General features: G+C 73.4%; 21 protein-coding genes. 7 read left to right on the top strand and 14 right to left on the bottom strand.

From position 1 onward, the window contains the following. Nucleotides 1-40 precede the first annotated feature (40 nt). Entirely contained in the window at nt 41-2,638 is a 2,598-nt protein-coding gene (locus ASL10_RS16360; protein WP_056046933.1) for a lamin tail domain-containing protein, read from the bottom strand. Nucleotides 2,639-2,760: 122 nt separating this feature from the next. Between ASL10_RS16360 and ligD the strand changes: the two genes are divergently transcribed. Further along, on the top strand, nt 2,761-3,777 hold the full coding sequence (gene ligD, locus ASL10_RS10605) for a non-homologous end-joining DNA ligase (RefSeq protein ID WP_056046931.1): 1,017 nt from the start codon (nt 2,761-2,763) through the stop codon (nt 3,775-3,777). A gap of 93 nt (nt 3,778-3,870) precedes the next feature. Here ligD and ASL10_RS10600 read toward each other — a convergent pair whose 3' ends face one another. Further along, nucleotides 3,871-5,010, bottom strand: a complete 1,140-nt coding sequence (locus tag ASL10_RS10600; RefSeq protein ID WP_056046930.1) for an ATP-dependent DNA ligase — start codon at nt 5,008-5,010, stop codon at nt 3,871-3,873. 142 nt (nt 5,011-5,152) lie between these two features. On the opposite strand from ASL10_RS10600, the gene ASL10_RS10595 reads away from it, so the two are divergent. Next, nucleotides 5,153-6,253 (top strand): glycosyltransferase family A protein, encoded by a 1,101-nt coding sequence (locus ASL10_RS10595; protein ID WP_056046927.1) that lies wholly within the window; start codon nt 5,153-5,155, stop codon nt 6,251-6,253. Nucleotides 6,254-6,662: 409 nt separating this feature from the next. Here the strand turns inward: ASL10_RS10595 and ASL10_RS10590 are convergent, their stop codons facing one another. Together ASL10_RS10590 and ASL10_RS10585 are read right to left on the bottom strand one after the other, a co-directional pair. After that, nucleotides 6,663-7,670 carry an endonuclease/exonuclease/phosphatase family protein gene (locus ASL10_RS10590; protein ID WP_056046925.1) on the bottom strand — a complete coding sequence of 336 codons (1,008 nt, stop codon included), beginning with the start codon at nt 7,668-7,670 and terminating at the stop codon, nt 6,663-6,665. Nucleotides 7,671-7,712: 42 nt separating this feature from the next. Further along, a complete protein-coding gene (locus ASL10_RS10585; protein ID WP_056046923.1) occupies nt 7,713-8,993 on the bottom strand; it encodes an MFS transporter in 1,281 nt (426 codons plus the stop codon). Nucleotides 8,994-9,165: 172 nt separating this feature from the next. On the opposite strand from ASL10_RS10585, the gene ASL10_RS10580 reads away from it, so the two are divergent. Together ASL10_RS10580 and ASL10_RS10575 are read left to right on the top strand one after the other, a co-directional pair. Further along, nucleotides 9,166-9,969, top strand: a complete 804-nt coding sequence (locus tag ASL10_RS10580; protein WP_123570674.1) for a sugar phosphate isomerase/epimerase — start codon at nt 9,166-9,168, stop codon at nt 9,967-9,969. Further along, nucleotides 9,966-11,093, top strand: a complete 1,128-nt coding sequence (locus tag ASL10_RS10575; RefSeq protein WP_056046921.1) for a Gfo/Idh/MocA family protein — start codon at nt 9,966-9,968, stop codon at nt 11,091-11,093. Before ASL10_RS10580 ends, ASL10_RS10575 begins: the two co-directional genes overlap by 4 nt. Before the next feature lie 229 nt (nt 11,094-11,322). Here ASL10_RS10575 and ASL10_RS10570 read toward each other — a convergent pair whose 3' ends face one another. The 10 genes from ASL10_RS10570 to ASL10_RS10525 all read right to left on the bottom strand — a co-directional run bounded on the left by ASL10_RS10570 (nt 11,323) and on the right by ASL10_RS10525 (nt 21,255). Next, nucleotides 11,323-11,595: a hypothetical protein gene (locus ASL10_RS10570; protein WP_056046919.1), complete on the bottom strand. Its 273-nt coding sequence runs from the start codon at nt 11,593-11,595 to the stop codon at nt 11,323-11,325. A 364-nt stretch (nt 11,596-11,959) separates the two neighbouring features. Further along, nucleotides 11,960-12,712 (bottom strand): SDR family NAD(P)-dependent oxidoreductase, encoded by a 753-nt coding sequence (locus tag ASL10_RS10565; protein WP_199736230.1) that lies wholly within the window; start codon nt 12,710-12,712, stop codon nt 11,960-11,962. 3 nt (nt 12,713-12,715) lie between these two features. Next, nucleotides 12,716-13,972: an exo-alpha-sialidase gene (locus ASL10_RS10560; RefSeq protein ID WP_235452678.1), complete on the bottom strand. Its 1,257-nt coding sequence runs from the start codon at nt 13,970-13,972 to the stop codon at nt 12,716-12,718. Then, nucleotides 13,969-14,769 carry an HpcH/HpaI aldolase/citrate lyase family protein gene (locus tag ASL10_RS10555; protein WP_056046916.1) on the bottom strand — a complete coding sequence of 267 codons (801 nt, stop codon included), beginning with the start codon at nt 14,767-14,769 and terminating at the stop codon, nt 13,969-13,971. Before ASL10_RS10555 ends, ASL10_RS10560 begins: the two co-directional genes overlap by 4 nt. A gap of 90 nt (nt 14,770-14,859) precedes the next feature. Further along, nucleotides 14,860-15,900 carry an aldo/keto reductase gene (locus ASL10_RS10550; RefSeq protein WP_082460358.1) on the bottom strand — a complete coding sequence of 347 codons (1,041 nt, stop codon included), beginning with the start codon at nt 15,898-15,900 and terminating at the stop codon, nt 14,860-14,862. After that, entirely contained in the window at nt 15,897-16,727 is an 831-nt protein-coding gene (locus tag ASL10_RS10545; RefSeq protein WP_056046914.1) for an ABC transporter ATP-binding protein, read from the bottom strand. The genes ASL10_RS10550 and ASL10_RS10545 overlap by 4 nt, the downstream gene beginning before the upstream one ends. Next, complete coding sequence (locus tag ASL10_RS10540; protein WP_056046912.1) at nt 16,720-17,604, bottom strand: ABC transporter ATP-binding protein; 885 nt, start codon at nt 17,602-17,604, stop codon at nt 16,720-16,722. The genes ASL10_RS10545 and ASL10_RS10540 overlap by 8 nt, the downstream gene beginning before the upstream one ends. Further along, nucleotides 17,601-18,659 (bottom strand): ABC transporter permease, encoded by a 1,059-nt coding sequence (locus ASL10_RS10535; protein ID WP_082460357.1) that lies wholly within the window; start codon nt 18,657-18,659, stop codon nt 17,601-17,603. The genes ASL10_RS10540 and ASL10_RS10535 overlap by 4 nt, the downstream gene beginning before the upstream one ends. After that, a complete protein-coding gene (locus ASL10_RS10530) occupies nt 18,656-19,591 on the bottom strand; it encodes an ABC transporter permease (RefSeq protein ID WP_043594466.1) in 936 nt (311 codons plus the stop codon). Before ASL10_RS10530 ends, ASL10_RS10535 begins: the two co-directional genes overlap by 4 nt. A gap of 2 nt (nt 19,592-19,593) precedes the next feature. Further along, nucleotides 19,594-21,255, bottom strand: coding sequence for an ABC transporter substrate-binding protein (locus ASL10_RS10525; protein ID WP_235452675.1), 1,662 nt, complete (start codon nt 21,253-21,255; stop codon nt 19,594-19,596). A 71-nt stretch (nt 21,256-21,326) separates the two neighbouring features. On the opposite strand from ASL10_RS10525, the gene ASL10_RS16590 reads away from it, so the two are divergent. Genes ASL10_RS16590 through ASL10_RS10510 form a run of 3 tightly spaced genes read left to right on the top strand, consistent with a single transcriptional unit; the run spans nt 21,327 to nt 24,505 of the window. Then, complete coding sequence (locus ASL10_RS16590; RefSeq protein WP_056046910.1) at nt 21,327-22,640, top strand: four-carbon acid sugar kinase family protein; 1,314 nt, start codon at nt 21,327-21,329, stop codon at nt 22,638-22,640. After that, entirely contained in the window at nt 22,637-23,680 is a 1,044-nt protein-coding gene (gene pdxA, locus ASL10_RS16585; RefSeq protein ID WP_056046908.1) for a 4-hydroxythreonine-4-phosphate dehydrogenase PdxA, read from the top strand. Before ASL10_RS16590 ends, pdxA begins: the two co-directional genes overlap by 4 nt. 48 nt (nt 23,681-23,728) lie before the next feature. Next, nucleotides 23,729-24,505 carry a DeoR/GlpR family DNA-binding transcription regulator gene (locus ASL10_RS10510; RefSeq protein WP_056046906.1) on the top strand — a complete coding sequence of 259 codons (777 nt, stop codon included), beginning with the start codon at nt 23,729-23,731 and terminating at the stop codon, nt 24,503-24,505. Nucleotides 24,506-24,623 lie beyond the last annotated feature (118 nt).

The following is a 24,623-nucleotide window of genomic DNA, read 5'->3' as shown; positions in this document are numbered from 1 at the left end:
CGGGTGCATCGCTCGACACGGGGTCGTGGGGCGTCGTGCCTCAGTCGCGGGTGAGTCGACGCCGGCGGGCGATCAGGGTGCCCGCCCCGGCGAGCACGAGCAGCAGGGCCGCGGCCGCTGCCCATCGGGCGTCCGAACCGGTGAAGGCGAGCTGCCCGTCGACCGTCGCCGGGCCCGAGCCCTGACCGATCGGCGTCACGCCCGTGCCGGGATCGGCGGGGGCAGCGGGGTCGCCGGGCGTGCCGGGGGTGCCGGGCGTCCCGGGGGTGCCGGGCGTCCCGGAGGTGCCGGGGTCGCCGGGCGTCCCGGGCTCGGCCGCCACGCCGGGGAACGTCCCGGCGCGCAGCGAGAACCCGTCGGTGTCGTTGTCGTCCGCGTAGAACGTCTGGCGGAACCCGTCGACGCTCGTCGCCGCCGGGGCGATCGCGAAGCCTTCGTTGGCGAGCCCGCGGTCGGCGTTCGCCGGTGCCTCGTGGACGACGTCCTCGGCGAACGCCCCCGACTCGTCGACCGAGAACAGCGCCGTGCGGCCCGAGCAGGCCTCGTCGCAGACGACCCAGAGCGCGTCGAGGTCGGCGTCGAACTGCAGGTCGGCGACCAGGGCGAACGACGTCGCGATGGTGGCGACGCGCTCGAACGAACCGTCGTCCATCAGGGCGTAGGCGTAGACGCTCGCGGTGCCCTCGACGCCGACGAAGAAGAGCCCGTCACCGTGGCCGGCGTACGTCGCGGGGTCGTAGGAGGCGCCGGTCGCCTCGTCGACGAACCCCGCCTCGGTCAGCCAGGCGTCGGGCACCCAGGTGATGCCCTCGAGGCCCGCGTTGGCCCCCAGGCCGGGGAAGTCCGCGGCGAGGTTCCACTCGTCGGTGGCGACCAGGGTCGTGGCCGGGCTCGCGGTCGCGGCGTCGTAGCGCAGCACCGAGGGGCGGCTGACCGAGCCCGAGGCGTTGTTGCGCTCCGTCGACACGTAGACGCCGCCCGCGGACGAGTCGTCGGCGACCGTGACGCCCTCGGCGTCCACGATGTCGGTCGCGACCCCGCTCGGGTACAGCAGCTTCTTGCCGGCAGCCCAGCCGTCGGTCGTCTGCGGGGCCCACCCGCCGGCGCCGTCCGGGACGATCCGGTAGAGCAGGCCGTCGCCGTTCTGCACCGCCCAGAGCGTGCCGGGGGTCGCGGTGCCGGTCGGCTCGTAGTCGAGACCGCTCAGGTCACCGGTGAAGGTGCCCTCGTCGTCCAGGGGGACCTCGTCGGGTCCGCCGGGCCAGGCCGTCGGCACGGAGACGCCGGCGAAGGTGTTGGCCGAGCCCTTGGTCGAGGTCGACGTGACGGCGAAGTCGCCCGTGCCGTCGGGTCCGCGGCCGTAGGTGGTGGCGGCGTGCGAGGTCCACGAGTACTCGTCGGCGAGGGTCGAACCGTCGGCCGCCGTCGTGCCGTCCGGCAGCAGCAGGCGCACCGAGTCGGCACCGCCCAGTCCGAAGTCGAAGCCGGCCGAGGTCGGGGTCTGCTCGTCGAGGACGACGAAGCCGCCGGGGGCGACGACGGTCCCGGCGGGGACGACGTAGCGATGCGTCGGGTCGGAGTCGGTCAGCACGTAGCCGCCGAGGTCGACCGACGAGGTGCTCACGGTCGTGAGCTCGACCCAGTGGCCGGGCGCGCCTCCCTGGCTCTCGACCTCGTTGATGCGCACGGGCGACGAGCAGTCGTTCGCCGCGCCCTTCGTGGTCGCGGTCGTCGTCGTCAGCTCGCCGGTGCCGTCGGGGCAGCGGCCGTAGCTGACGGTGCTGTGGACGCTCCAGGCGTACGAGGCGACGAGCGTGCCCGCGGTGTCGAACAGGCGTGCCGAGTCGGGCTGGCCGAGTCCGAAGTCGAAGCCGACCGGGTTCGAGCCCGAGGCCTGGTCGATCACGAAGAAGGCGCCGGGCTGCACGACCGAACCGGTGGGCAGGGTGAAGGGCGTGCGCACGTCGTCCTCGTCGCGGAAGGTGTAGCCCGAGACGTCGACGGGCACCGTCCCGACGTTCGTCAGTTCGACCCAGTCGGTGTCGTCGCCGTTCGACTCGACCTCGTTGATCACGACGTCGGTCGTCGCGGGCACGGCGGGGGTCGTCGGGTCGGTCGGGGCGGGGTCCGTCGGGTCGGTCGGAGCCGGTGTCGTCGCGCACTCGTTGGCGGTGCCTCGCGTCCCGGCGGCCGTCGTCGCGAACGCGCCGGTGCCGTCGGCGCAGCGGCCGTAGGTCGTCGTCGGGAACTGCGTCCAGGCGTACGAGTCGAGCAGGGTCGTGCCGTCGGCGGCGTAGAGGCGGACGGCGTCGGCGCGTCCGAGCCCGTAGGCGGCGGCGCCCCACACGGCGTCGTCGGCGACGTCGACGACCACGCGCTCGCCGGCGGCGAGGACCGTGCCCGCGGGCAGCGCGAGCGTCCGCGTGTCCTTGTCGTCCCGCAGCACGAAGCCCGACACGTCGGTCGGGGTCTGGCCGGTGTTGAGCAGTTCGACCCAGTCGTCGGTCGTGTCGATCTCGTTGACGACGACGTCGGCGTCGGCCGCGAGGGCGGGCAGGGCGCTCGTGGCCACGAGCCCGGCGGCGGCGATCGAGCCGGCCAGGGTCAGGGCGCCGAGGCGGAGCAGGGGCGTGCGCATTCGGGTGTCCGTTTCGTCGGGTGTGGACCGAACCATCTCGGACGGAAGCGACGCCCGGGTGAACGCCCCGTGAACGCCGGCACCTCGTACCCCGGCGGCGCGACGGGACTAGCGTCACGCACATGGCATCCGAGGCGACGACCCTGCGGGTGGGCGACCGCGACGTCCGCATCAGCAGTCCGTCCCGCGTGCTCTGGCCCGACCTCGGCGTGACCAAGCTCGACCTGGCGCGCTACCTGGTCGAGGTCGGCACGCCCTTCGTCGCGGCGAACGGCGACCGTCCGATCTCGCTGCAGCGGTTCGGCGGCGACGTCGACGGCGACCAGTACTTCTCGAAGAACCCGCCCCGCGGCACGCCCGACTACGTGCGAGCCGTCGACGTCACCTACCCGAGCGGCCGCGTGCACCCGCAGCTCGTGATCGACGAGCCCGCCGCCGCCGTCTGGGCGGCCCAGATGAACACCCTGGTCTTCCACCCGTGGGCCTCGCGCGCCGAGGAGCCCGACCTGCCCGACCAGCTGCGCATCGACCTCGACCCGCAGCCGGGCACGAGCTTCGCCGACGCCGTGACGGCCGCGCTCGACCTCCGGGCCGTGCTCGACGAGGCCGGTCTCACCGCGTTCGTCAAGACGAGCGGCAACCGGGGTCTGCACGTCTTCGCGCCGATCGAGCCGACGCACGAGTTCCTGGAGGTGCGGCACGCCGTGATCGCCGCCGCCCGCGAACTCGAACGCCGCACCCCCGACCGCGTCACCACCGCGTGGTGGAAGGAGGAACGCGGCGACCGTCTCTTCGTCGACTACAACCAGGCCAATCGCGACCGCACCATGGCGGGAGCCTGGTCTCCCCGGGCGCTGCCCCGCGCCTCCGTGTCCCTGCCGGTCACGTGGGACGACCTGCCCGGCATCGACCCTGCCGAGCACACCGTGCTGACGGTGCCCGAGCGGCTGCAGACCCACGGCGACCCGTGGGCCTCGATGCACGAGTCGCCGGGGCGCATCGACACGTTGCTCGCCTGGTGGGAGCGCGACGTCGCCGACGGCCTCGGCGAACTGCCCTTCCCGCCGGATTTCCCGAAGATGCCCGGCGAGCCGCCCCGCGTGCAGCCCAGCCGCGCGCGGAAGCCCGCCGCCGACTGACCCGCACCACACCCTTTTCGTGCACGGCACCGCGTCTCGTCGGTGTGCGATGCCCGAAACGCGGTGCCCTGTGCCCGAGGAAGCGCTCGTCGCCTAGGCGAGCACCTCGCCCAGGTCGTACGCCGCCGGGACCTCGAGCTGGTCGAAACCACACGAGCGCGCCTCGCGGTCGTCGCGCCACCGCTCGACCTGCACGGTGTGGCGGAAGCGGGAGCCCTCCATCTGGTCGTACCGCACCTCGACCACGCGCTCGGGGCGCAGCGGGACGAACGACACGTCCTTGCCCGACGAGAAGCGGCTGCGCTCGGTCTCGGCGTGCCGCACCTCGCCGTCGTCGTCGCGGTCGACGAACGGTGCCAACTCGTCGACGAGCTCGAGGCGACGGGCGTCCGAGAACGCGGACGCGCCTCCGACGTTCGTCAGCTCGCCGTCGGCGTCGTACAGCCCGAGCAACAGCGACCCCACGCCCGAACCGCTCTTGTGGACGCGGTAGCCGAGCACCACCACGTCCGCGGTGCGGTGGTGCTTGACCTTGAGCATGGTGCGTTTGCCGGGAGCGTAGGAGGCGCGGGCCGGCTTGGCCACGACCCCGTCGAGCCCTGCGCCCTCGAACTCGGTCAGCCACCGGCGGGCGGTCGCGACGTCGTCGGTGGCCCGGCTGACGTGCAGGGGGCGGTCCGCGCCTCCTGCCGTGCCGTCGGCGCCTTCGTCGGGGCCTCCCTCGACGCCTCCCTCGGGGCCGAGCGTCTCGAGCAGCAGCGCGCGGCGTTCGGCGAACGGGGTGTCGAGCAGGTCGCGCCCGCCGAGGGCGAGCAGGTCGAACGCGACGAACATCGCGGGGGTCTCGGCGCTGAGCTTCGCGACGCGCGAGGCGGCCGGGTGGATGCGCTGGCCGAGCGCGTCCCAGTCGAGCCGCTCGTGGCCGGGGTCGCCGGTGCGCACGACGATCTCGCCGTCGAGCACGCAGGGCCCCGGCAGGAGGCGGCCGAGGGCCTCGACCAGCTCGGGGAAGTAGCGGGTCAGCATCTTCGACCCGCGGCTGCCGATCTCGACGGTGAGCGGGGCGTCGGGGTCGTCGGCGTCGGAGTCGGCGCGTTCCGCGTAGACGATGCCGCGGAACCCGTCCCACTTGGGTTCGTAGACGAGTCCGCCCTCGACGGAGTCGGGCTCGGGCACGTCGGCCACGGCCTTCGCGAGCATGGGGACGATCGGTTCGGCGGCGGTCGGGATCATGCGCCGAGTCTGCTCTCGACGGGCGGGCGTGCGGCCAGACCCCGCGAAACCGCCGAGACCCCCGTGCGCGCCGACGGGTCTCGGCGACGTCCTCGGGTGTGAACGCTCGACGTGACCCGCCCCGACCGGGTTGGATGGGCGAGTGCGTGTCTGTGTCGTCGTCCCCGTCCGCGACGACGGAGCCCTGCTCGACGCCTGCCTCCGCTCGCTCGCGCGGCAGACCCGGGTGCCCGACGAGGTGATCGTCGTCGACAACGGCAGCACCGACGACACCGTCGAGGTGGCCCTGCGACACGGTGCCCGGGTGGTGACCGAGGCCGAGGTCGGCATCGCCGCGGCCGCGAGCACGGGGTACGACGCCGCCGCCGGCATGGGTGCCGGACCGGGCGCCGCCGCACCCGTCGACCTCATCGGTCGGGTCGACGCCGACAGCGTCCTGCCCCGCACCTGGGTCGCCGACCTGGTCGGCACCCTCGTCGACGATCCGGACGTGCTCGCCGTCAGCACGAACGCCCGCTTCTACGACGCGCCCGTCGGCGTCGAGCGCCTGCTCTCCGCCCTCTACGTGGGCGCGTACCACCTCGTGATCGGGGCCGCGCTGGCGCACTGGCCGCTGTTCGGCTCGACGATGATGATGCGCCGCACCGCCTGGCTCGACGTGCGCGACGAGGTGCACCGGCACGAGACCCTGCTGCACGACGACATGGACCTCGCCCTGCACCTCGGCGACCGCCAACTCGCCGGGCGGGGCCGCATCGCCTACCGCCGGGACGTCGTCACGGGCATCTCGGCCCGGCCGCTCGACCCGGGCAACGCCCCCTGGTTGCGGACGTACCGGGCGCTGCACTCGTTCACGGTGCACGGCACCGACGGCCTGCCGTGGTCGCGCTGGTTGCGCGCCGACCCGGCCGGCGTCTTCACGCGGCTCGGCTGGACGCCGTCAGCGGTGGTGGACGCGCGGGCGGCCGTGGCCGACGGCGTCGACCCCGGGTCCGTCGGCACCGGCACCGGCATCGGCTCCGGACGAGGAGGCGCGCGCGGCTCGGCCGCGGACGTCGCCCCCCACGAGGAACGGCAGCGCCAGCCCGGCCAGCAGCGAGCCGAGGCCTCCCGCGGCGAGGTCGCCGATCGTGTCGTCGTAACCGACGAAGATCGCCGAGTCGACGAGGGTGTGGCCCGCCCACTCGCCCATCTCCCACAGGGTGCCGGCCGCCAGGCCGAACGCGACCGTCGTCAGGACTGAGCCGACGCGGGCCGAGCGACCCGCGCCTCCTCGTCCACCGGTCTCGCCCGCCGAGGCGATCCAGCCGGCCCGCCGGGCGAGGACCACGAACACCGCGGCCAGCAGGCCGTTGAGCAGGAAGTGCACCACCGTGTCGTAGCCCGTGACCCGGGTGTAGAGCTCGAAGACGCTGCTCCAGGCGGCGCCCAGGGCGGCGACGCCGACCATCAGGTCGACGCTCGCCCGGAGGCCGAGCATGCGGGGCACGAGGGTGCCGAGCAGCGCCAGCATCAGCACGGCGATCTCGACCACGCCCCAGCCGATGCCCGCGACGACGACGCTCAGGGCCGCGACCACGCGCACCGCGTCGGCGACGTACTCGAGCACCCCGTGCGGGCGGCGGAGGAAGGTCTCGGCGACGGTGGACATCTCAGGACTCCTCGGGGCGGTGTTCGGTGGTGCGGTGCTCGGCGGGGCCGTGCTCGGTGGTGCGGTGCTCGACGGGGCCGTGCTCGGCGGTGGGGTCTTCGGGCGGACGCGGGGCGGCGTGCCCGGACGGCCAGCGCACGACGGCGTGCACGGGGTCGTGGTCGGAGGGGGCGACGCCGCCGGGACGGACCCCGCCGACGCCGGCCCGCTCGACGTGGGCCCTGGCGTCGACGAGCAGCCAGTCCAGGCGGCGGCCGCCGGTGCGGGGCGGGCCGTAGTTCGAGAACGAGCCCCAGCCCGGGTCGAGCCGCGCGTCGGCCACCACGCGGCTGTCGACCAGCCTGCCGCGGGTCAGCTCGCGGTGCGCGGGGGAGTCGACCACGGCGTTGAAGTCGCCCATCACGACGACGGGTCCGTCGAGGGCGTCGGTGAAGGTGCGCAGCTGCACGGCGGAGTGCCGCCGCGAGCGGGCCGAGAGGTGGTCGAAGTGCGTGACGACGACGTGCAGTCGGGCCCCGGTCACGAGGTCGTCGAGCTCGGCGTGGACGGCCGTACGGGGGATCATGTTGCCGTACGAGCGCGACCCCGGCACCGTGGGGGTGGCCGAGAGCCAGAGCGCCTCGTGGCGGACGATCCGCAACCGGGTGGTGTCGACGTGCAGTTCGACGCGCTCGCCGCCGCGGTCGCGGTCGCGACCCGTGCCGACCGAGGCGTAGTCGGCACCGAGGGCGTCCGCGAGCTGCGCGGACTGGTCGGGCAGCGCCTCCTGGATGCCCAGCACCGAGGGTCGCTCGGCCTCGAGCAGGAGGCGCAGTGCCGGCAGCCGGGTCGACCACCGGTCGGCCAGCGCGTGACGGGTGGTCAGCACCTGCGGCATGCGGCGACGGACGTTGTAGGTCATGAGGTGCAGGTGGGGTGCGATGACCGGCCCGACCGTGGGCACGACCCGGTCGGCACCCGGACCGGTGGCGGCGGCGGGGGCGGGTGCGGGGTCGGTCGGGGGCGTCATGACGTGTGCGACGGTAGGCCGTCGCACACGCCTCCGCCCGGTTCAGCGCACGCGCTTGATGGGGATGACGGCCAGGGCGCCGAGGATCGCCGCGACGCCGGCGGCCCAGAGCATCAGCGTGTAGTTGCCCGAACCGGCGTTGCCGACGCCGAGGAAGAACAGGGCGATCGCCGGGGCGAGCGACTGGGGCAGGGCGTTGGCGATGTTGATGACGCCGAGGTCCTTGCCGGGACGGTCGGCGTTCGGCAGGACGTCGACGACGAGCGCCGTGTCGACGGCGGCGTAGATGCCGTAGGCGAAGCCCATGACGACCTCGGCGACGTAGAAGCCGGTGACCGTCTCGGCGTGGGCCAGCAGGATCAGGCCGACCGCGAAGAGGGCGGTGGAGCCCCCGACGAAGACCTTGCGCATCTTCAGCTTGTCGCTCAGCCAGCCCGAGAGCGCGGCGCTCGCCATCAACGCGATCGTGTAGAGCAGGACGCCGAAGGCGACCGCGGCCGTGGCGTCGGCGACGTCCGCGATGCCGAGGTGCTCCTGCATGTAGAGCAGCCGGTAGGTCGTGAACATGAACGTCGCGAGGATGATCAGGAACCGCGACCACCAGGCGAAGGCGAAGTCGCGGTGCTTCAGGGGGTTCGTCCAGAACGAGCTGACCAGGTTGACGAACGTGAAGGGCTTGAGTTCGTACTCGGGCAGGTCGTCGCGGGCGACGACCGCGTAGACGAGGATGAGCACGACGGCGAGGACGCCCGGCGCGATGAAGAGCACCGGCAGGTTCGCGACGAACAGGACGGCGAGGTAGGTGCCGGCGAGGACGGCGATGTTCTGAGCAAGGGCGATGACGCTCGAGGCCTTGCCACGTTGGAACTGCGGCACGTTGTCGGCGAAGCTCGCGGTCAGGGCGGCGAGCACGGCGTTGGCCGCGATCTGCGCGACGACCCAGGCGATGCCGAGCTGCAGCACGGTGGGGGCGAAGGCGAGCCAGGCGAGGGCGAGGGTGAACACGACGATGCCGCCCACCAGGTAGGGCCGACGACGGCCCCACCGCGTGCGGGTCCGGTCGCTCAGCGCGCCGACGAGCGGGTTGGCGAGGAGCGCTCCGAACGCACCGAAGGGCAGGACCAGCCCGATGATGCTCGCCGGGTCGTCGGGGTTCAACTGCTGCGCCTTGAGCTGCATGCTCACGTAGACCGGCGAGAGCAGGGCCGCGAACAGACCGAACTGGGCGAGCCCCAGCGCGATCATGTAGCCCCGCGACACCCGCACGGTGCTGATGGGTTGGGTGAGCACGCCCTGCGTGCCGATGGGGCCTGGGTTGGCCATGACGCCTCCTCGAGTCAAAACCTAGTCGCGCTAGGTGTTCGCAGAATACACAGCGGGTGTCGTCCGGGCAAGAGAATGCGTCGATTCGGGACGAACTTTTGTCATCGGTCGACATAAGTGGCAGAGTTGGGCCCAGACCACCTGAACCCCTCACGACAAAGGAGTCACTCCCATGACCTCGTCACCCTCCGTGCAGCTCTACACGGTCCGAGACGCCGTCTCGGCCGACCTGCAGGGCGCCGTCGCCCGCATCGCCGAGATCGGCTTCACCAAGGTCGAGCCCTACTCGTTCGTCGAGCGTGCCGACGAGTTCGAGAAGGCCTTCGCCGCCTCCGGCGTCACCGCGCCTTCGGGCCACGCCCCGGTCATCGACTCCGACGAGCCCGAGCGCGCCTTCGCCGCCGCCGCCCAGCTCGGCATCGGCACCGTGATCGACCCGTTCATCCCGAGCGACCGCTGGCAGACCGCCGACGACGCCGCGAAGATCGCCGACCGCGTCAACGAACTGCAGGTGCTGGCCGCCGCGTCGGGCCTGAAGTTCGGCTACCACAACCACCAGTGGGAGTTCGCGAACAAGGTCGACGGCCGCCCCGTCTACGACTTCTTCCTCGAGCGACTGAACGACGACGTCGTCCTCGAGATCGACACCTTCTGGTCGACCGTCGGCGGCATGGACACCCCGGCGCTGCTGCGCTCGCTGGGTGACCGCGTGCAGTTCCTGCACGTCAAGGACGGCAAGATCTCCGGCGACATCGCGACCGCCCTGCCCAGCAGCGAGAGCGCCCTCGAGGTGCCCGACGCGCTGGCCGCCGCCTTCAAGAACCAGACCCCGGCCGGTCAGGGCGACGTGGACGTCGCCGCCGTCCTCGCCGCCGCGCCGCACGCGCTGCGCGTCGTCGAGTTCGACGACTACGCGAAGGACGTCTTCGACGGAGTTGCCGAGTCCTTCGCCTGGCTGCAGGAGAACGACAAGTGAGCGGCGTCGACACGACCGCCGGCCGCACGGGACGCGTGGGCGTCGGCGTCATCGGCGCGGGCGTCATCAGCGGCACCTACCTCGAGAACATGACGCAGTTCGCCGACCTCGAGGTGCTCTTCGTCGCCGACCTCGACCTCGACCGCGCCCAGGCGCAGGCCGAGGCGTACGGCGTCCCGGGTCACGGCACGGTCGACGAGCTGCTCGCGATCGACGAGATCGAGATCGTCGTCAACCTCACGATCCCGGCCGTACACGCCGAGGTCGGCCGTCAGATCATCGCCGCCGGCAAGAACGTCTGGAGCGAGAAGCCCCTCGCGCTCGACCACGAGTCGGCCCGAGACCTGCTCGCCGCAGCCGAGGCGGCCGGCGTCCGCGTCGCGTGTGCCCCCGACACCGTGCTCGGCGCCGGCATCCAGACCGCCATGCGCGCCATCGCCCGGGGCGACATCGGTCAGCCCCTCACGGCGACCACGATGTTCCACGTGCCCGGGCCCGAGTCGTGGCACCCGAACCCCGACTTCCTGTTCGCGCTCGGGGCCGGTCCGCTCTTCGACATGGGGCCGTACTACGTGACGACCCTCGTGCACGCCTTCGGCTCGGCCAGCCGCGTCAGCGCGGTCTCGTCGAAGTCGTTCGACACCCGGACCATCGGCAGCGGTCCCCGGGCCGGCGAGACCTTCCCGGTCGAGGTACCGACGCACCACGCGGCGCTCATCGAGTTCGCGGGCGGGCAGTCGGCCCAGTCGACGTTCTCGTTCCAGAACGCGCTGCCCCGCATGGGCTTCGTCGAGATCAGCGGCACCGAGGGCACCCTCGTGCTGCCCGACCCCAACACCTTCGAGGGCGACTCGAGCCTCTGGCGGTTCGGCCGGGACGAGCCCGAGACGCTCACCGCCGCGGGCTCGACCTACGGACGCGGTTCGGGCGTGCTCGACCTGGCGCGGGCCATCCGCGGTGGCGACGCCGAGCGTGCCAGCGGGGCCGTGGCCTCGCACGTTCTCGACGTCCTGCTGGCGATCTCGTCGGCCGCCGAGCAGGGTGCGCCGGTCTCCGTCGAGTCCGCCGTGCAGCAGCCGGTGCCGCTCGACGAGAGCTGGGACCCTTCCGCCGCGACCCTCTAGTCCGACGTGCCGGGCTCGGGCCCGGTCGTCCCGGAGACACGACGTGCCGCTCACCTTCGGGGGTGAGCGGCACGTCGTGTCTCCTGGGCGAGGTGGGCGGACCGGGTAGGTCGTGACATCGCCCAGAGGAACGGGCCCGCCGCGCGGATTCAGGTCGCGCGGCGGGCCCGGGTCTGGTGGGGCGGCCCGTCCGGGTCGGTCGGGGTGGGGTGACCCCGACCGGCGCCGACTACGCGGTGCGGATCGAGCCGGTGGCGGTGTGGATCGAGCCCGTGGCCGTCCGGACGGACGCCGTGGCGGCCGAGAGGCGACGCCGTGCGCTGGCGGTGTAGCGACCGATCGACAGGTCGCGGCGTGCCGAGGTGCTCACGTACGAGCCGGGCGCGACGTCGGCGGCGAGCGAACCGACGTAGCTGCCGACCGTCGAGGCGGCGGTGCTGCTGACGTAGCGGCCGCCGAGCGGGGTGGCGGCGGTGCGGGCGGTCGTGGCGGTGGTGTTCACGGTGACTCCTCGGGGCTGGGCGGGTCGTGCTGGTCGGGGGCCCGCGATCGGGGGATCGAGCGGGCGGCCAGCGGAGGTGAGGAGGGCGGCGCCGAGGTGCTCGACGGTGGCCCTGGCCTCCGTCGGCGTTGACACCACCATACGCCTTCTTTTGAATGAATCAAAACAATGGGGGCCCCGATCGTCGCTTTCGGGACAGGCCGCACCACGCCCGCGTCGTCGAACCAGGCCCGCGGATGGTTCGACGACGCGATGGTGGTGCGTCCTCGCAGCCGTTGTGACCTCGCAGCCGCTGTGACCTCGACCCGCCGCGACCTCGACCCGCCGAGCCCTCGACCCGCCGCGACCTCGACCCGGTGCGACGTCAGAGCGAGGCGCCGCCGCACACGACGAGCGCCTGCCCGGTGATGCTCCGTCCGTGCGGCCCGAGCACGAACGCGACGAGGGCCGCCACGTCCACCGGGTCGACGAGCGCGCCCAGCGGCGGCACGACCGGAGCCGAGGAGGCGCGGGCCGGGTCGGCGAGCATCGGCGTGTCGGTGGGCCCCGGCGCCACGACGTTGGCGGTCACGCCGCGCGGCGCCAGTTCCGCCGCCCAGCTCCGGGCCAGTGCGACCTGGGCCGCCTTCGTCGCCGCGTACTGGCTCTTGCCCGCGACGCCGACGGCGGTGCGGCTGCCGATGAGCACGATGCGACCGCCGTCGGACAGCCGGTCGACGAGTGCGTCGACGAGCGCGGCGGCGGCCCCGACGTGCACGGCGAACATGCCCTCGAGGGCGGCGGGGTCGAGCCGTCCGAGCGGGGCGGCGACCTGGTAGCCGGCCGCGTGGACGATCGCGTCGACCGACCCGACGTCGGCGACCGCTCGCGCGACGTCGGCGGTCACGGAGAGGTCGCAGCCGAGCCACGAGAACCCGTCGCCCAGGTCGACCGCGCGTCGGCTGAGACCGGTCACCCGCCACCCGTCGGCCAGCAGGAACTCGGCGATCGCCCGCCCGATGCCCGAGCTGCAGCCCGTCACCACGGCGTGCCGGTCGGTGCCGGCACCGCCACCCGCCCGCTCGGTGCCAGCACCGCGACCTGCCCGGTCGGCGTCAGCCGTCCCGTCGTCCGACACGGCTCAGCCCTCGACGTCGGGTCCGGGCAGATCGGCGGCCGACAGTCGCACGTGGCGGATCGCCCGGCGGTGCCAGGTGTACGCCACGTGCACGGCGCCGTCGCCGGTCTGCGTGATGCTCGGGTACGACAGCTCGCGGTTCAGCCCGTCGCGCGAGTTGTTCGAGAGGCACCACCCGTCGCCGTCCTCGAGGTCGACGCGGTGCGGCCAGCTGCGGCCGCCGTCCGTCGACACCGCCAGCGACATCGGAGCCCGGGGCGTGCCCCAGAACGCCATCCGGCCGTCCTCCGCAGGCGACCCGGCCCGCGCCTCCTGGTCGAGGTCCGCGTCCGCGCCGGGTAGCACGGCCTGCTCGACGATGCCGGATTCGTCGATCTCGTCGTAGAGCCCGAGGCGGCGCGGGGTGGTGGCGTCGGCGCGGCGGTGGTTGTAGACGATCGCGAGGCGCCCGTTGGCGAGCGGAACCCACTGCACCGAGGAGTTGTTGTTGGGCAGCTCGGTCGGCACCGGTGCCGACCAGTGGAGTCCGCCGTCGGTCGAGCGCGACTCGTGGACGGCGTCGGCCCAGCGGCTGCGGAAGAGCGCGAGCAGCGATCCGTCGGGCAGCTCGCGCACGTTCATGTGGACGGCTCCGGTGCTCCCCGGGACGGCGACCTCACCCCACGTGGAGCCGCCGTCCCGGGAGATCATGACCGAGCTCGTGTCGTGGTCGCCCACCCACGCCTGCCCGGGGGTCGTCACGCAGCGGAAGACCGGCACGAGCAGGTCGCCCGCGCGGGTGACGACCGGCGGTTGCCGGACGAAGACGCCACCCGTCTCGTCGGCCGCGAAGAGGGTCGCGGGCTCGGCCCAGGTGGCGCCGCCGTCGGTGGAGATGCGGCGGCGCACCTCGGCCGAGTCCTGGTTCCCGGCCCGTTGCGCCGTGTAGAGCAACCAGACGTCGCCCGAGGGGGCCGTGAAGAGCACCGGGTTCTGCTCGGAGCGTGCGGGGTCGTCGCTGAGGCGCACCGGTTCGGACCACACCTCGTCGTCGAGGACCGAGCACCAGACGTGGATGTCCGAGACGCCCTCCTGCGTGCCGCCGAACCAGACGCAGGCCAGGCGCCCGTCGGGCAGCTCAGCGAGGTTCGCCGCGTGCGACTGCACCGTGGCCGTCGGCAGGTACGCCCAGGCGCGACCGGCCGCGTCGGGCCGCAGTCGTCCGTCGGCGACCACGTCGTCCGCGACCACGCCGTCGGCGCCCGCGTCCTGCCTGCTCACGCCGCGCCTCCGGCGGTCGCGTCGGGGTCGTCCGTCGCGGTGGCCCGCTGCAGGTGGTCGCGGGCGGCGGCCTCGAGGTGGTTGAGGTCGCCGGCGACCGTGGCGAACGTGTAACCCGCGGCGAGCCGCTGTCGGGCGACGTCGCCGTGCGGCGTGTGGATGCCCGCGGCGATGCCAGCGGCCTCGGCCGCGGCCGCGACGCGGACGAGGGCGGCGTCGAAGGCCTCCTGCACGGCCGGGTCGCCCGGGTAGGCCCCGCCGACCGCGATGCACAGGTCGCTCGGCCCGACGTAGAGGCCGTCGAGTCCCGGCGTCGCGGCGATCGCCTCGACGTTCGCGAGCCCGTCGGGCGTCTCGATCATGGCGAGCACGATCGTCGTGTCGTTCGCGTCCGCCGGCACGGGGCCGATGCGCAGGCTCGACCGCATGGGGCCGTACGAGCGGCGGCCGTGGGGCGGGTACTTCGCGCTGCGCACGGCGGAGGCGGCGTCCTCGGCCGTGTCGACGAGCGGCACGATGACGCCGGCCGCCCCGGCGTCGAGGGCCTTGCCGATCGGCGTGATGTCGTTCGCCTCGACCCGCACGAGCCCGGCCGAGGTCTGCCCCGCGTCGATGGCGAGCAGGCCGGTCATCATGCCCTGGTAGCCGAAGAGGCCGTGCTGCGCGTCGAGGCAGACGTAGTCGTAGCCGAGCCGAGCGATGCGCTCGGTCGCCGGCGGGGCGTCGAGGGTGATCCAGTAGCCGACCGCCCTCTCGCGGCGGCGGATCGTACGGGCGAAGTCGCTGGCGGTGCTCATGGTGCTCTCTCTCGTGCGGGGCGTGCGGTCGGTGCGGTGCGGTGCGGTTCGGGGGCGTGCGGCGCGGTGCGGAGGGTCGGGAGGCGCGGCTCAGCGCGCGTACGGAGGCATCGGCCCCCGCAGCTGACGCCCGACCTCGTCGCAGGCCGCCACCACCTCGTCGGGCAGCGGCCCGGCGGCGACGGCGGCGACGTTGGCCGTCAGCTGTTCGGGCCGGGAGCCGCCGAGCAGCACCGACCCGACCTCGGGCCGGTACGCCACCCAGCGCAGGGCGAGCTCGACGAGCGTCACGCCGGCCTCGGCGGCGACGCCCGACAGGCGGTCGATCGCGGCGAACAGGTCGGCGTCCCAGTAGCGCTTCGTGTACATCTCGGCGAGGGCCGAGTCGCCGAAGCGCCCGTCGGCCGGCGTCTCGTCGAAGCGGTGCCGACCGGTCAGGAGGCCGCCGCCGAGCGGGTTGTAGACCATCGTCTCGAGCCCGTGGACGCTCGCGAACTCGAGGTACTCGTCGTCGAGGCGGCGGGCCACGAGGTTGCACAGCTGCTGGGCGACGACCGGCCGGGGTGCGCCGACGGCGTCGGCGACGCGCTCGACGTCGCCGATCTGCCAGGCGGCGTAGTTCGAGACGCCGAGCGAGAGCACCTTGCCCTCGGCGACCAGGGCGGCGACGGTCGAAAGGGTCTCGTCGAGCGGGGTCGCCCGGTCGGGCTGGTGCAGGTAGAACAGGTCGAGACGGTCGGTGCCGAGGCGGCGCAGGCTCGCCTCGACGCTCGCGCGGAGGGCCACGGCCGAGAGCGGCGGCAGTCCGCCCGCGTCGGCGTGCGGCATGCCCGCCTTCGAGCCGAGCACGACCTCGTCGCGCCGCCCGGCGAGCAGGCGGCCGAGCATCGTCTCGGTCGTGCCGCCGACGTAGGCGTTGGCCGTGTCGATCCAGGTGATGCCTGCGTCGCGCGCGGTGTCGAGCATGCGGGCGGCGGTGGCCTCGTCGACGGTGTCGCCGAAGGTCATCGTGCCGAGCACGAGCCGAGGAGGCGCGGGGCGCGTGGCCGCCTCGGCCACCGTGTCCGCGGCGTCGAGCGCGGTGGGGTCGAGCGGGTTGGCGTCGGTCCGGGCGGTGTCGGTCCGGGTCATGTGGTGGCTCCCAACGAGAGGCTGCGGACGACGTGGCGAGGCTTCACGCCGGTCATCGTCGCGGGGTCGAGGGCGGCCCGGCGCAGCCGCCGCGTGTAGTCCTCGGCGGGCGACGTGAGCACCTGCGCCGTGGCGCCCTGCTCGACGACGGCGCCCTGCTTCATGACGAGGACGCTCTCGCTGATCTGCTGCACGACGCCGAGGTTGTGCGAGATGACGACGTAGGTGATGCCGGTGTCGACCTGGATCTCGCGCAGCAGGTCGAGCACCTGCGCCTGCACCGACACGTCGAGCGCGCTCGTCGCCTCGTCGCAGATCAACAGGTCGGGGCTCGAGGCGAGCGCCCGGGCGATGCCGATGCGTTGGCGCTGGCCGCCGGAGAACTCGTGCGGGCGACGGTCGAGCGCCGTCGACGGCAGGCCGACGCGGTCGATCAGGCGCGCCGCCTCGGTCGCCCGGTCCTGGGCCGACCGCACGCCCTTCAGCCGGAGCGGCTCGGCGACGATGTCGCGGGCGCTCAGGTGCGGGTCGAGCGAGCCGTACGGGTCCTGGAAGACCATCTGGAAGCGGTGCCTCAGGGGCCGCAACCGCGCCTCCGACAGGGTCGCCAGGTCGGTGCCGTCGAGCACGATGCGCCCGCTGGTCGGCTGCAGCAACCGCATGACCGCCTTGGCGATCGTCGACTTGCCGCAGCCCGACTCGCCCACGATGGCGAAGGTGCTGCCGCGGCGCACCGAGAACGACACGTGGTCGACGGCGCGGTGGGCACTCGAGCCGCTGCCGTAGTCGACGACCAGGTCGTCGACCTCGAGGATGGTGTCAGACACGGGTGGCCTCCGGTCGGTCGGTGCTGGTCGTGGCGGGCGTGGACGGCGTCTCGTCCCAGGCGCCCAGGGTGGGCACCGCGGCGAGCAGCCCCTGCGTGTAGGGCTCGGCGGGGTGCTCGACGATCTGCCGCACGTCGCCGGACTCGACGAACACGCCGGCCTTCATGACGTGGATGCGGTCGGACACGAGCCGGGCGACGCCGAGGTCGTGGGTGATCATCAGCAGGCCGATGCCGCGCTGTTCCTGCAGCTCGAGCAACAGGTCGAGGATGCCGGCCTGCACCGTGACGTCGAGGGCGCTGGTGGGCTCGTCGGCCACGATCAGCTGCGGCTCGCAGGCCAACGCGATGGCGATCAGCACGCGTTGCAGCATGCCACCCGAGAGTTGGTGCGGGAACTTCCCCAGCTGGGCCGCAGGGTCGGGGATGTGCACCTGCTCGAGGAGGCGCACGGCCCGGGCGGTGACGGCGGCCCGACCGCTGGCGGCCCCGGCGATGCGGATGGCCTCGCCGAGCTGCGAGCCGATCGACCGCACCGGGCTGAGCGCCGTCATGGGGTCCTGGGGGATCAGGGCGACGGCCCGACCGCGCACCTTGCGCACGGCCGAGGCCGAGGCGAGCACGTCGAGTCCGGTGATGCGCACGTGGCCCGAGACGACGGCGAGGTCGGCGGGCAGCAGCTGCAGCACGCCCATGGCGGTGGTCGACTTGCCCGACCCCGACTCGCCGATGATCGTGACGGTCTCGCCCCGGGCGATGTGGAACGAGACGCCGTCGACGGCGCGCACGATCCCGTTGGTCGTCATGAGCTCGATCTGCAGGTCACGCACCTCGAGGAGCAGGTCGGGGTCGACGGTGTCGTCGGTCACGGAGGTCATGCGATCGTTCCCTTCTGCGGGGTCGGGGTCGGGGTCGGGGCCGGGGTCGATGCCGAGGCCGGGGTCGAGGCCGGGGTCGACGGGCGCAGCCCGACGAACCGACGGAGGCGCGAGGCCGTCGACCGGCGCGGCCGGTCCCGCAGGGCGTCGCCCAGCAGGTTGACCCCGACGACGAGCAGCACGATGAACAGACCCGGGATCGTCACCATCCACCAGGCGGTCGTGACGTAGTCCTGGCCGTCCGAGATGATGCGGCCCCAGGTCGCGAACGGTCGCTGCGGGCCGGCCCCGAGGAAGCTCAGGGCGCTCTCGAGCAGCACGGCCTGCGCGAGCAGCAGCAGCACGACGAGCGTCGCCTGCTTGATGACGTTCGGGACGACGTGGCGCAGCAGGATCGTGAAGCGGTTCAGGCCGAGCGTGCGGGCCGACGAGACGTACGGCTTCTCGCGTTCGACGAGCACGAGCGACCGGGTCAGGCGGGCCACCTCCGGCCATTGCGCGATCGCGATGACGAAGGTGATCACCGGGATCGACGGGCCGAAGAGGGCGACGACGAGCAGCAGCATCATCAGCAGCGGCAGCGACATCTGGGCCTCGAGCAGGCGGCTGATCAGCGTGTCGGCCCAGCGCCCGTAGAACCCGGCGATCGAGCCCAGGACGACGCCGATGGCGCCCGAGACGATGACCGCCAGCACGCCGATCGCGAGCGAGACCTGACCGCCGTGCAGCACCCGCGAGAGCAGGTCGCGACCGAGCTGGTCGGTGCCGAACAGGTGGCCGGCGGTGAACGGAGGCGCGAGGCGGTTGCCGAGGTCCTGGCCGTTCGCGTCGGGCAGCGGGAGGGCCTGGGCCAGCACGATCGGGATGATCACCACGAGGGCGCAGATCGCGCCGACCCAGAGCTTCACCCGTGCGGCGGAGGTCCGCCGGGCCGCCTCGGACCTCTTCAGCAGGCGGGGCGTGACCGCGGTGCGTCGCGCCTCCTCGGGGGTGCGACCGGCCGCGCCGGCGGTCGACGTGCCGGACGGCTGTCCGGTGGTCTCGGTGCGGGTCATGCGGCACTCGCCTTTCCGAGCCGCACGCGCGGATCGAGCAGGGGGTAGGCGAGGTCGATCAGCAGCTGGACGCCGACGGCGAGCAGCGACGTGACCAGCACGGTCGCCTGGATGAGGGGGTAGTCGCGGGTCTCGAGCGCCCGCACGATGAGCGACCCGACGCCGGGCCAGGCGAACACGACCTCGACCACGACGACGCCGTTGAGCATCGCCGCGAAGCGCGTGCCGAGGGCCGTGAAGACGGGGATCGCCGAGTTGCCCATGGCGTAGCGCCAGGTCAGGGCGCGCTCCGAGACGCCGCGCGACCGGGCCACGGTCAGGTAGGGCGCCGAGAAGTTGGTCGCCATCTCGCGGCGCACGAGCCGGGAGATCAGGGCCACCTGCAGGATGGCGATCGTCACCGTCGGCAGCACGAGGCCGCCCCAGGTGGCGAAGCCCGAGGCCGGGAAGATCGGGATCACGACGGCGAAGGCGCTGAGCAGCAGGATGCCGGTCCAGAAGTCGGGCATCGACTGGCCCGCGATGGCGACGACGTTGACGCCGGTCTCGCTGCGGGTGTCGGTGCGACGGGCCATCCAGACGCCGAGCGGGATCGACACGACCGCCGCCAACAGGATCGCCGCGAACGACAGGGTCAGCGTGTACGGCAGCCGTTCGAGCACGACCTGCACGGCCGGTGCCTGGAACGAGTACGAGGTGCCCAGGTTGCCCGTGAACAACTGCTGCAGGAACACGCCGTACTGCTGGAGCAGCGGGTCGTCCAGGCCGAACTGCTCGCGCACGGCGGCGAGTTGCTCGTTGGTCGCGAGCGGCCCGGCGTAGGCCACGGCCGGGTCGCCGGGGGCGAGGCGGATCAGCACGAAGACCGTCGACACCGTGAGGAACACGGTGAGCAGGCCCTGGCCGAGGCGCTTGAGGATGTAGGTCGCCATGGTCAGGCCCCCAGTCGGACGTCGGCGAGCGGATACGTGTTGGACGACGCGAGGGCGAGGCGCTCGACCCGCTCGCGACGGGCGAGCACCGACTTGGGCACGAAGGCCCAGGCGCAGGGCCAGGTGTCCCAGGCCGCCTGCTGCGCCTCGGCGAGCCGTTGCTGGCGCAGGGTCGCGTCCGGCTCGGTCGACGCCCGGGCGATCGCCTCGGCCACGTCGGGCTGCACGTAGCCCTGGTACGTGTCGCGGGTCTGTTCCTTCTCGGCGGTGCCCGCGTACATGCCCTGCAGGATGGTCAGCGCGAGGCCGGTGGGGGCCGAGAAGCCGTTGCCGAGCAGGTCCCAGTCACCGGCCTTGCCCTGGCGCCACTGGAGGATGTCACCGCCGGGCTCGAACTGCTGGAGCGTGGTCCGCACGCCGATCGCGCCGAACATCTCGACGAGCGCCTCCATGATGAAGGTGTCGCCGGCGAACTCGCCGGTCTCCCAGATGATGCGCAACGTGAGGTCGCTCGCCCCGAGCCCGGCGAGCGTGCGGCGGGCGAGGTCGGGGTCGTAGGTGTACTCGCCGGTCTTCGCGTAGCCGAGGAGGCTCGGCGGGACGACGCCGTCGGCCTGCGTGACCGAGTCGGTCAGCACGTCGCGCACGAGCGCCCGGCCGTCGATCGCGTGGCTCAGCGCCTCGCGCACCCGGGCGTCGGCCAGCGGGTGCCCCTCGGGCTTGCGGAAGTTGTAGAAGATCTGGTTGATGCGCAGGCTCGAGGCCTCGTCGAGGACGATGCCGGGCAGGCCCTGCAACTGGGTCGCCGAGTCGGGCGTGATCGAGTCGATCACGTCGACCTCGCCGCTGCGCAGGGCGATCACGCGGCTGGACTCCTCGGGCAGGAACCGCACCTCGACCCGGTCGACGCCCGGCGCCTCGCCCCAGTACTGCTCGTTGCGGCTCAGGCTGTAGGTGCCGGCGCCGCGGTTGAACCGGGTGACGACGAACGGGCCGCTGCCCACGCCGTCCTGCAGCTCTTCCGGCTTGTTCGCCGCGGCCGGGGTGATCAGGATGTTGCTCATCAACGCGTCGAGCACCGGGATCGGCTGCGACGAGTCGAGCGTGAAGGTGCGCTCGTCGATCGCGGTCACGGTCGGGAACTCGGGGAAGAAGCTGGCGACGAACGAGCCCTGCACCTGCTCGTACATCTGCAGCGCGGTGGCGACGTCGGCGACCGTGACGGGCGTCCCGTCCGAGTAGCGAACGCCCTCGCGCAGGCGGACCGTCCACTGTGTGTCGCTCGTCGGCTCGAAGCTCTCGGCGAGCACGAGCTCGGGCGTGATGTCGGGGCCGATCTGCGTGAGGGCCTGGCGCACCGCCCGCTGCACCGTGACGGCCGCGTCGAACTGGTTCAGCTTGTTGTCGAGGCTGACCAGCGAGCGGTTGAGGGCCAGGGTCAGCGTGCCGGGTCCGGGCAACCCGGTCGGTCCGGCGCAGCCGGCGAGGCTGGTGGCGGTCACGAAGAGGCCGGCCGCGGCACCCCAGCGGAGCAGGGTGCGGCGAGACATCTCGTGGTCCGCGAACGGAACGGTCATCATCGACCTCTCGATCCAGGGGTTCGACGAGGTCGACGGCGCCCGGTCCCGCAGCGCTGCGACGCCCTCGTCCGGGCTGGATGACACTGTGCCACCGCTGCGCGTTTCGCGCAAGACCGGTGGCGCATAACGCGCAGTCGTGTCAGGATGGCGGCATCATGAGCCCGATCACCGTCATCGCCGACGACCTCTCCGGCGCCGCCGAGACCGCCGAGCAGTTCCGACTGCGCGGTCACGAGACCGTGGTCTCGCTCGGCGTGCCGGCGGGTCCCGCCGCGGCGGTCACGGTCGTCGACGTCGGCACCCGCTCCGGCACCGCCGAGGAGGCGCGGGTCGCGATCGACACGCTGCCCCTGACGGCCGGCGCCCTCGTGCTCAAGAAGACCGACTCCCTGTGGCGCGGCCACGTCGGACCCGAGCTCGAGGCCCTGGCCGCCCGCGGGTACGACCTCGTCGTGGCCGGCGCGCTGCCCGCCCTCGGGCGCACCGTCGTCCACGGGCGGCCCCTGGTGGACGGGCGACCCCTCGCCGAGACGGCGTTCTGGCATCTCGAACCGCACGGCGCCCCCGCGACCCTGGCCGAACTCGTCGACCGGCCGACGGTGCTCGTCGGCCTCGACGTGGTGCGTTCGGGGCCGGACGCGTCCGCGGCGCACCTCGACGCGGCCCTCGCCGGGGGAGCGGTGCTCCTGGTCGACGCCGAGACCGACGACGACCTCGCCGCCGTGGTCGACGCCGTCCTCCGGCTGGTCGCCGCTCCCGGAGTCCGTCGGCCGGTCGCCCTCGCGGGCAGCGCGGCGCTCGCCGCCGCCCTGGCCGACGCGGTCGCTCCGGCGTCGAGCACTGAGGCTGGTCTTTACGCGTCGGACGAGGCCGGGGTCCGCGACGAGGCCGGGCCCCGCGACGGGGCCGGGTCCGAGCGGCCCGTGCTCGTCGTGGTCGGTTCGGCCGCCGAGGTGGCCCGGGGCCACGCCGACGCGCTCGCCGCGACCGGTGCGGACGTGCACGTGCTCGACCCGGCGGACGACGCCGGCCTCCTCGTCGAGGCGACCCGCGCCTCCTTGTCCCGGTCGTCCGTCGCCGTGCTGACGGTCACCGCCCGGCGCCTGCCCGACCCGCTCGTCGGATCGGCGGCCCTCGCCGAGGTCGTCGCCCGGATCGACGCCGACGTCGAGCTCGACCTCGTGCTGACCGGTGGCGAGACCGCCCGCGCGGTGCTCGACCGGCTCACGACGACCACCCTGCGGCCGCTCACCCAACTCGAGCACGGCGCCGTCCTCAGCCTCGCGGGCGACGGGCGGGCGGCCGCGGGCGACGACCGGCTCGTCGCCACCAAGCCCGGCAGCTTCGGCGGCCCGACCGTGCTCGCCGACCTCGTCGACCTGGTGCGCCGCACGCGCGCCGGCGCCGACCCCCACGACCTCACCGCGTCGGCAGCGTCCGGCGCCCCCACGAAACGGAGAACCCCATGACCACGACGACCCCCGACACGCGGCCGTTCATCGCCGTCACCATGGGCGACGGCGCCGGCGTCGGACCCGAGGTCACCGTCGGCGCACTGCTCGACGAGGCCGCCTACCGCGACGCGCGACCGGTCGTCGTCGGGGACGCCCACCGCCTGCGGCTCGGCGCCGCCGCGCTCGGGGTCGACGCCGAGATCGTCGAGGTCGACGGGCCCGCCGACGCCGTCTTCACCCCCGGACGCATCAACGTCGTCGACCCGCACCTGCTCTCGGCCGACCTGCCCTGGGGCGCCGTCTCGGCCGAGGCCGGCCACGCGGCGTACGAGTACATCCGCATCGCGTGCGAGCTCGGCATGGCCGGTCTCGTGCAGGGCATCTGCACCGCACCGCTGAACAAGGCGGCGCTGCACGAGGCCGGCCACGTGTTCCCCGGCCACACCGAGCTGCTGGCGCACTTCATGGGCGTCGGCGAGGTGTCGATGATGCTCTCGACCCCCAAGATCAAGGTGATCCACGTGACGACCCACATCGGGCTGATCGACGCCATCGCGAAGATCGAGCCCGGCCTCGTCGAGCGCACCGTGCGCCGCGGCTGGGAGGCGCTGCGCCGGGCCGGCGTCGACGACCCCAGGATCGGCGTCTGCGCGATCAACCCGCACGCCGGCGAGAACGGGCTCTTCGGCTACGGCGAGGAGGCCGAGAAGATCACCCCGGCCCTCGAGGTGCTCCAGGCCGACGGCATCCGCGCCGTCGGGCCGCTGCCGGCCGACACCGCGTTCTTCCTCGGCGGCCGCGGCGACTACGACCTCATCGTGGCGATGTACCACGACCAGGGCCACGGCCCGGTGAAGGTGCTCGGCATCGAGGCGGGGGTCAACATCACCGTCGGACTGCCCGTGATCCGCACCTCGGTCGACCACGGCACCGCGTTCGACATCGCCGGCACCGGGGTCGTGGCCGTCGGTAGCATGATCGAGGCGTTGCGCCAGGCGGTCGAGATGTCGCCCAGCCCGGCCGACGCCGCCCGGGTCGGTGCGTCGTCGGCGTGACGCCGCCCGCCCCACCGATCAGGACGGCCATCGCATGAGCACCACCGCATGAGCACCACGGCACGCGAGCGACGCCGCGACATCGTCGACCTGGCCCACACCACCGGCCTCGCGAGCGTCGACGAGCTGAGTCGTCGCTTCGAGGTGACCCCGTCGACCATCCGCCGCGACCTCGCCGAACTCACCCGGCGCGGCGAGATCGCCCGCACCTACGGCGGGGCCATGCCGCTCGGCGCCCCCGGTGCCGAGCCGACCTTCCGTCAGCGCAACCTCGAGGCCGGGGTGGCCAAGGCCGAGATCGCGCGGCACGCCCGCACGCTGGTCCACGACGGCGAGACGCTGCTGTTCGACGCCGGCTCGTCGGTCGCGGCCCTCGCCCGGGAGGCGCGCTCGGGTCTCGTCGCGACCGTCGCCACCACCTCGATCGCCGTGATCCAGCAGCTCGCCGACTCGGACGGCATCCACCTCGAGTGCCTCGGCGGCACGCTGCGCCCGGCCAGCCAGGGCTTCGTCGGGCCGCTGGCCGAGGCCGCCCTCGAGCGCCTGACCTTCGACCGGGTGTTCCTCGGCGCCGACGGCGTGCTCGCCTCGGGCCACGTGGTCGAGGCCGACCTCGTGCAGACCCGGCTCAAAGAGCTGATGTGCCGGCAGTCCGAACGCGTCTACGTGCTGGCCGACGGGTCGAAGCTCGGTCGCGCGACGTTCCACGCCCGCGCGGCGCTGCCTGAGGGCTGGACGCTCGTGACCGACGCCACGGCCACGACCGAGGCGCTGGCCGAGTTCGCCGCCGCCGGCGTCGACGTGGTCGTCGCGCCCGCCGGCTGAGCCGCTGGCCCGCGCGCCGCCCGTCGGCGCGCCGGCGCCCGTGTCGCACCGCCGGATGAACGTCGCACCGCCGACTTCGGCGGTGCGACGTCCATTCGGCGGTGCGATGTCGGTCGGG

It is taken from the genome of Frigoribacterium sp. Leaf8 (genome assembly GCF_001421165.1).
In the GTDB taxonomy this organism is placed as follows: domain Bacteria; phylum Actinomycetota; class Actinomycetes; order Actinomycetales; family Microbacteriaceae; genus Frigoribacterium.
This window is presented reverse-complemented; position numbering and strand designations above follow the sequence as displayed.

Coding starts and splice junctions, on each gene's coding strand:
- ASL10_RS16360 (WP_056046933.1), bottom strand. CDS start 2,638: ATGCGCACGCCCCTGCTCCGCCTCGGCGCCCTGACCCTGGCCGGCTCG.
- ligD (WP_056046931.1), top strand. CDS start 2,761: ATGGCATCCGAGGCGACGACCCTGCGGGTGGGCGACCGCGACGTCCGC.
- ASL10_RS10600 (WP_056046930.1), bottom strand. CDS start 5,010: ATGATCCCGACCGCCGCCGAACCGATCGTCCCCATGCTCGCGAAGGCC.
- ASL10_RS10590 (WP_056046925.1), bottom strand. CDS start 7,670: ATGACGCCCCCGACCGACCCCGCACCCGCCCCCGCCGCCGCCACCGGT.
- ASL10_RS10585 (WP_056046923.1), bottom strand. CDS start 8,993: ATGGCCAACCCAGGCCCCATCGGCACGCAGGGCGTGCTCACCCAACCC.
- ASL10_RS10580 (WP_123570674.1), top strand. CDS start 9,166: ATGACCTCGTCACCCTCCGTGCAGCTCTACACGGTCCGAGACGCCGTC.
- ASL10_RS10555 (WP_056046916.1), bottom strand. CDS start 14,769: ATGAGCACCGCCAGCGACTTCGCCCGTACGATCCGCCGCCGCGAGAGG.
- ASL10_RS10550 (WP_082460358.1), bottom strand. CDS start 15,900: ATGACCCGGACCGACACCGCCCGGACCGACGCCAACCCGCTCGACCCC.
- ASL10_RS10540 (WP_056046912.1), bottom strand. CDS start 17,604: ATGACCTCCGTGACCGACGACACCGTCGACCCCGACCTGCTCCTCGAG.
- ASL10_RS10535 (WP_082460357.1), bottom strand. CDS start 18,659: ATGACCCGCACCGAGACCACCGGACAGCCGTCCGGCACGTCGACCGCC.
- ASL10_RS10530 (WP_043594466.1), bottom strand. CDS start 19,591: ATGGCGACCTACATCCTCAAGCGCCTCGGCCAGGGCCTGCTCACCGTG.
- ASL10_RS16590 (WP_056046910.1), top strand. CDS start 21,327: ATGAGCCCGATCACCGTCATCGCCGACGACCTCTCCGGCGCCGCCGAG.
- pdxA (WP_056046908.1), top strand. CDS start 22,637: ATGACCACGACGACCCCCGACACGCGGCCGTTCATCGCCGTCACCATG.
- ASL10_RS10510 (WP_056046906.1), top strand. CDS start 23,729: ATGAGCACCACGGCACGCGAGCGACGCCGCGACATCGTCGACCTGGCC.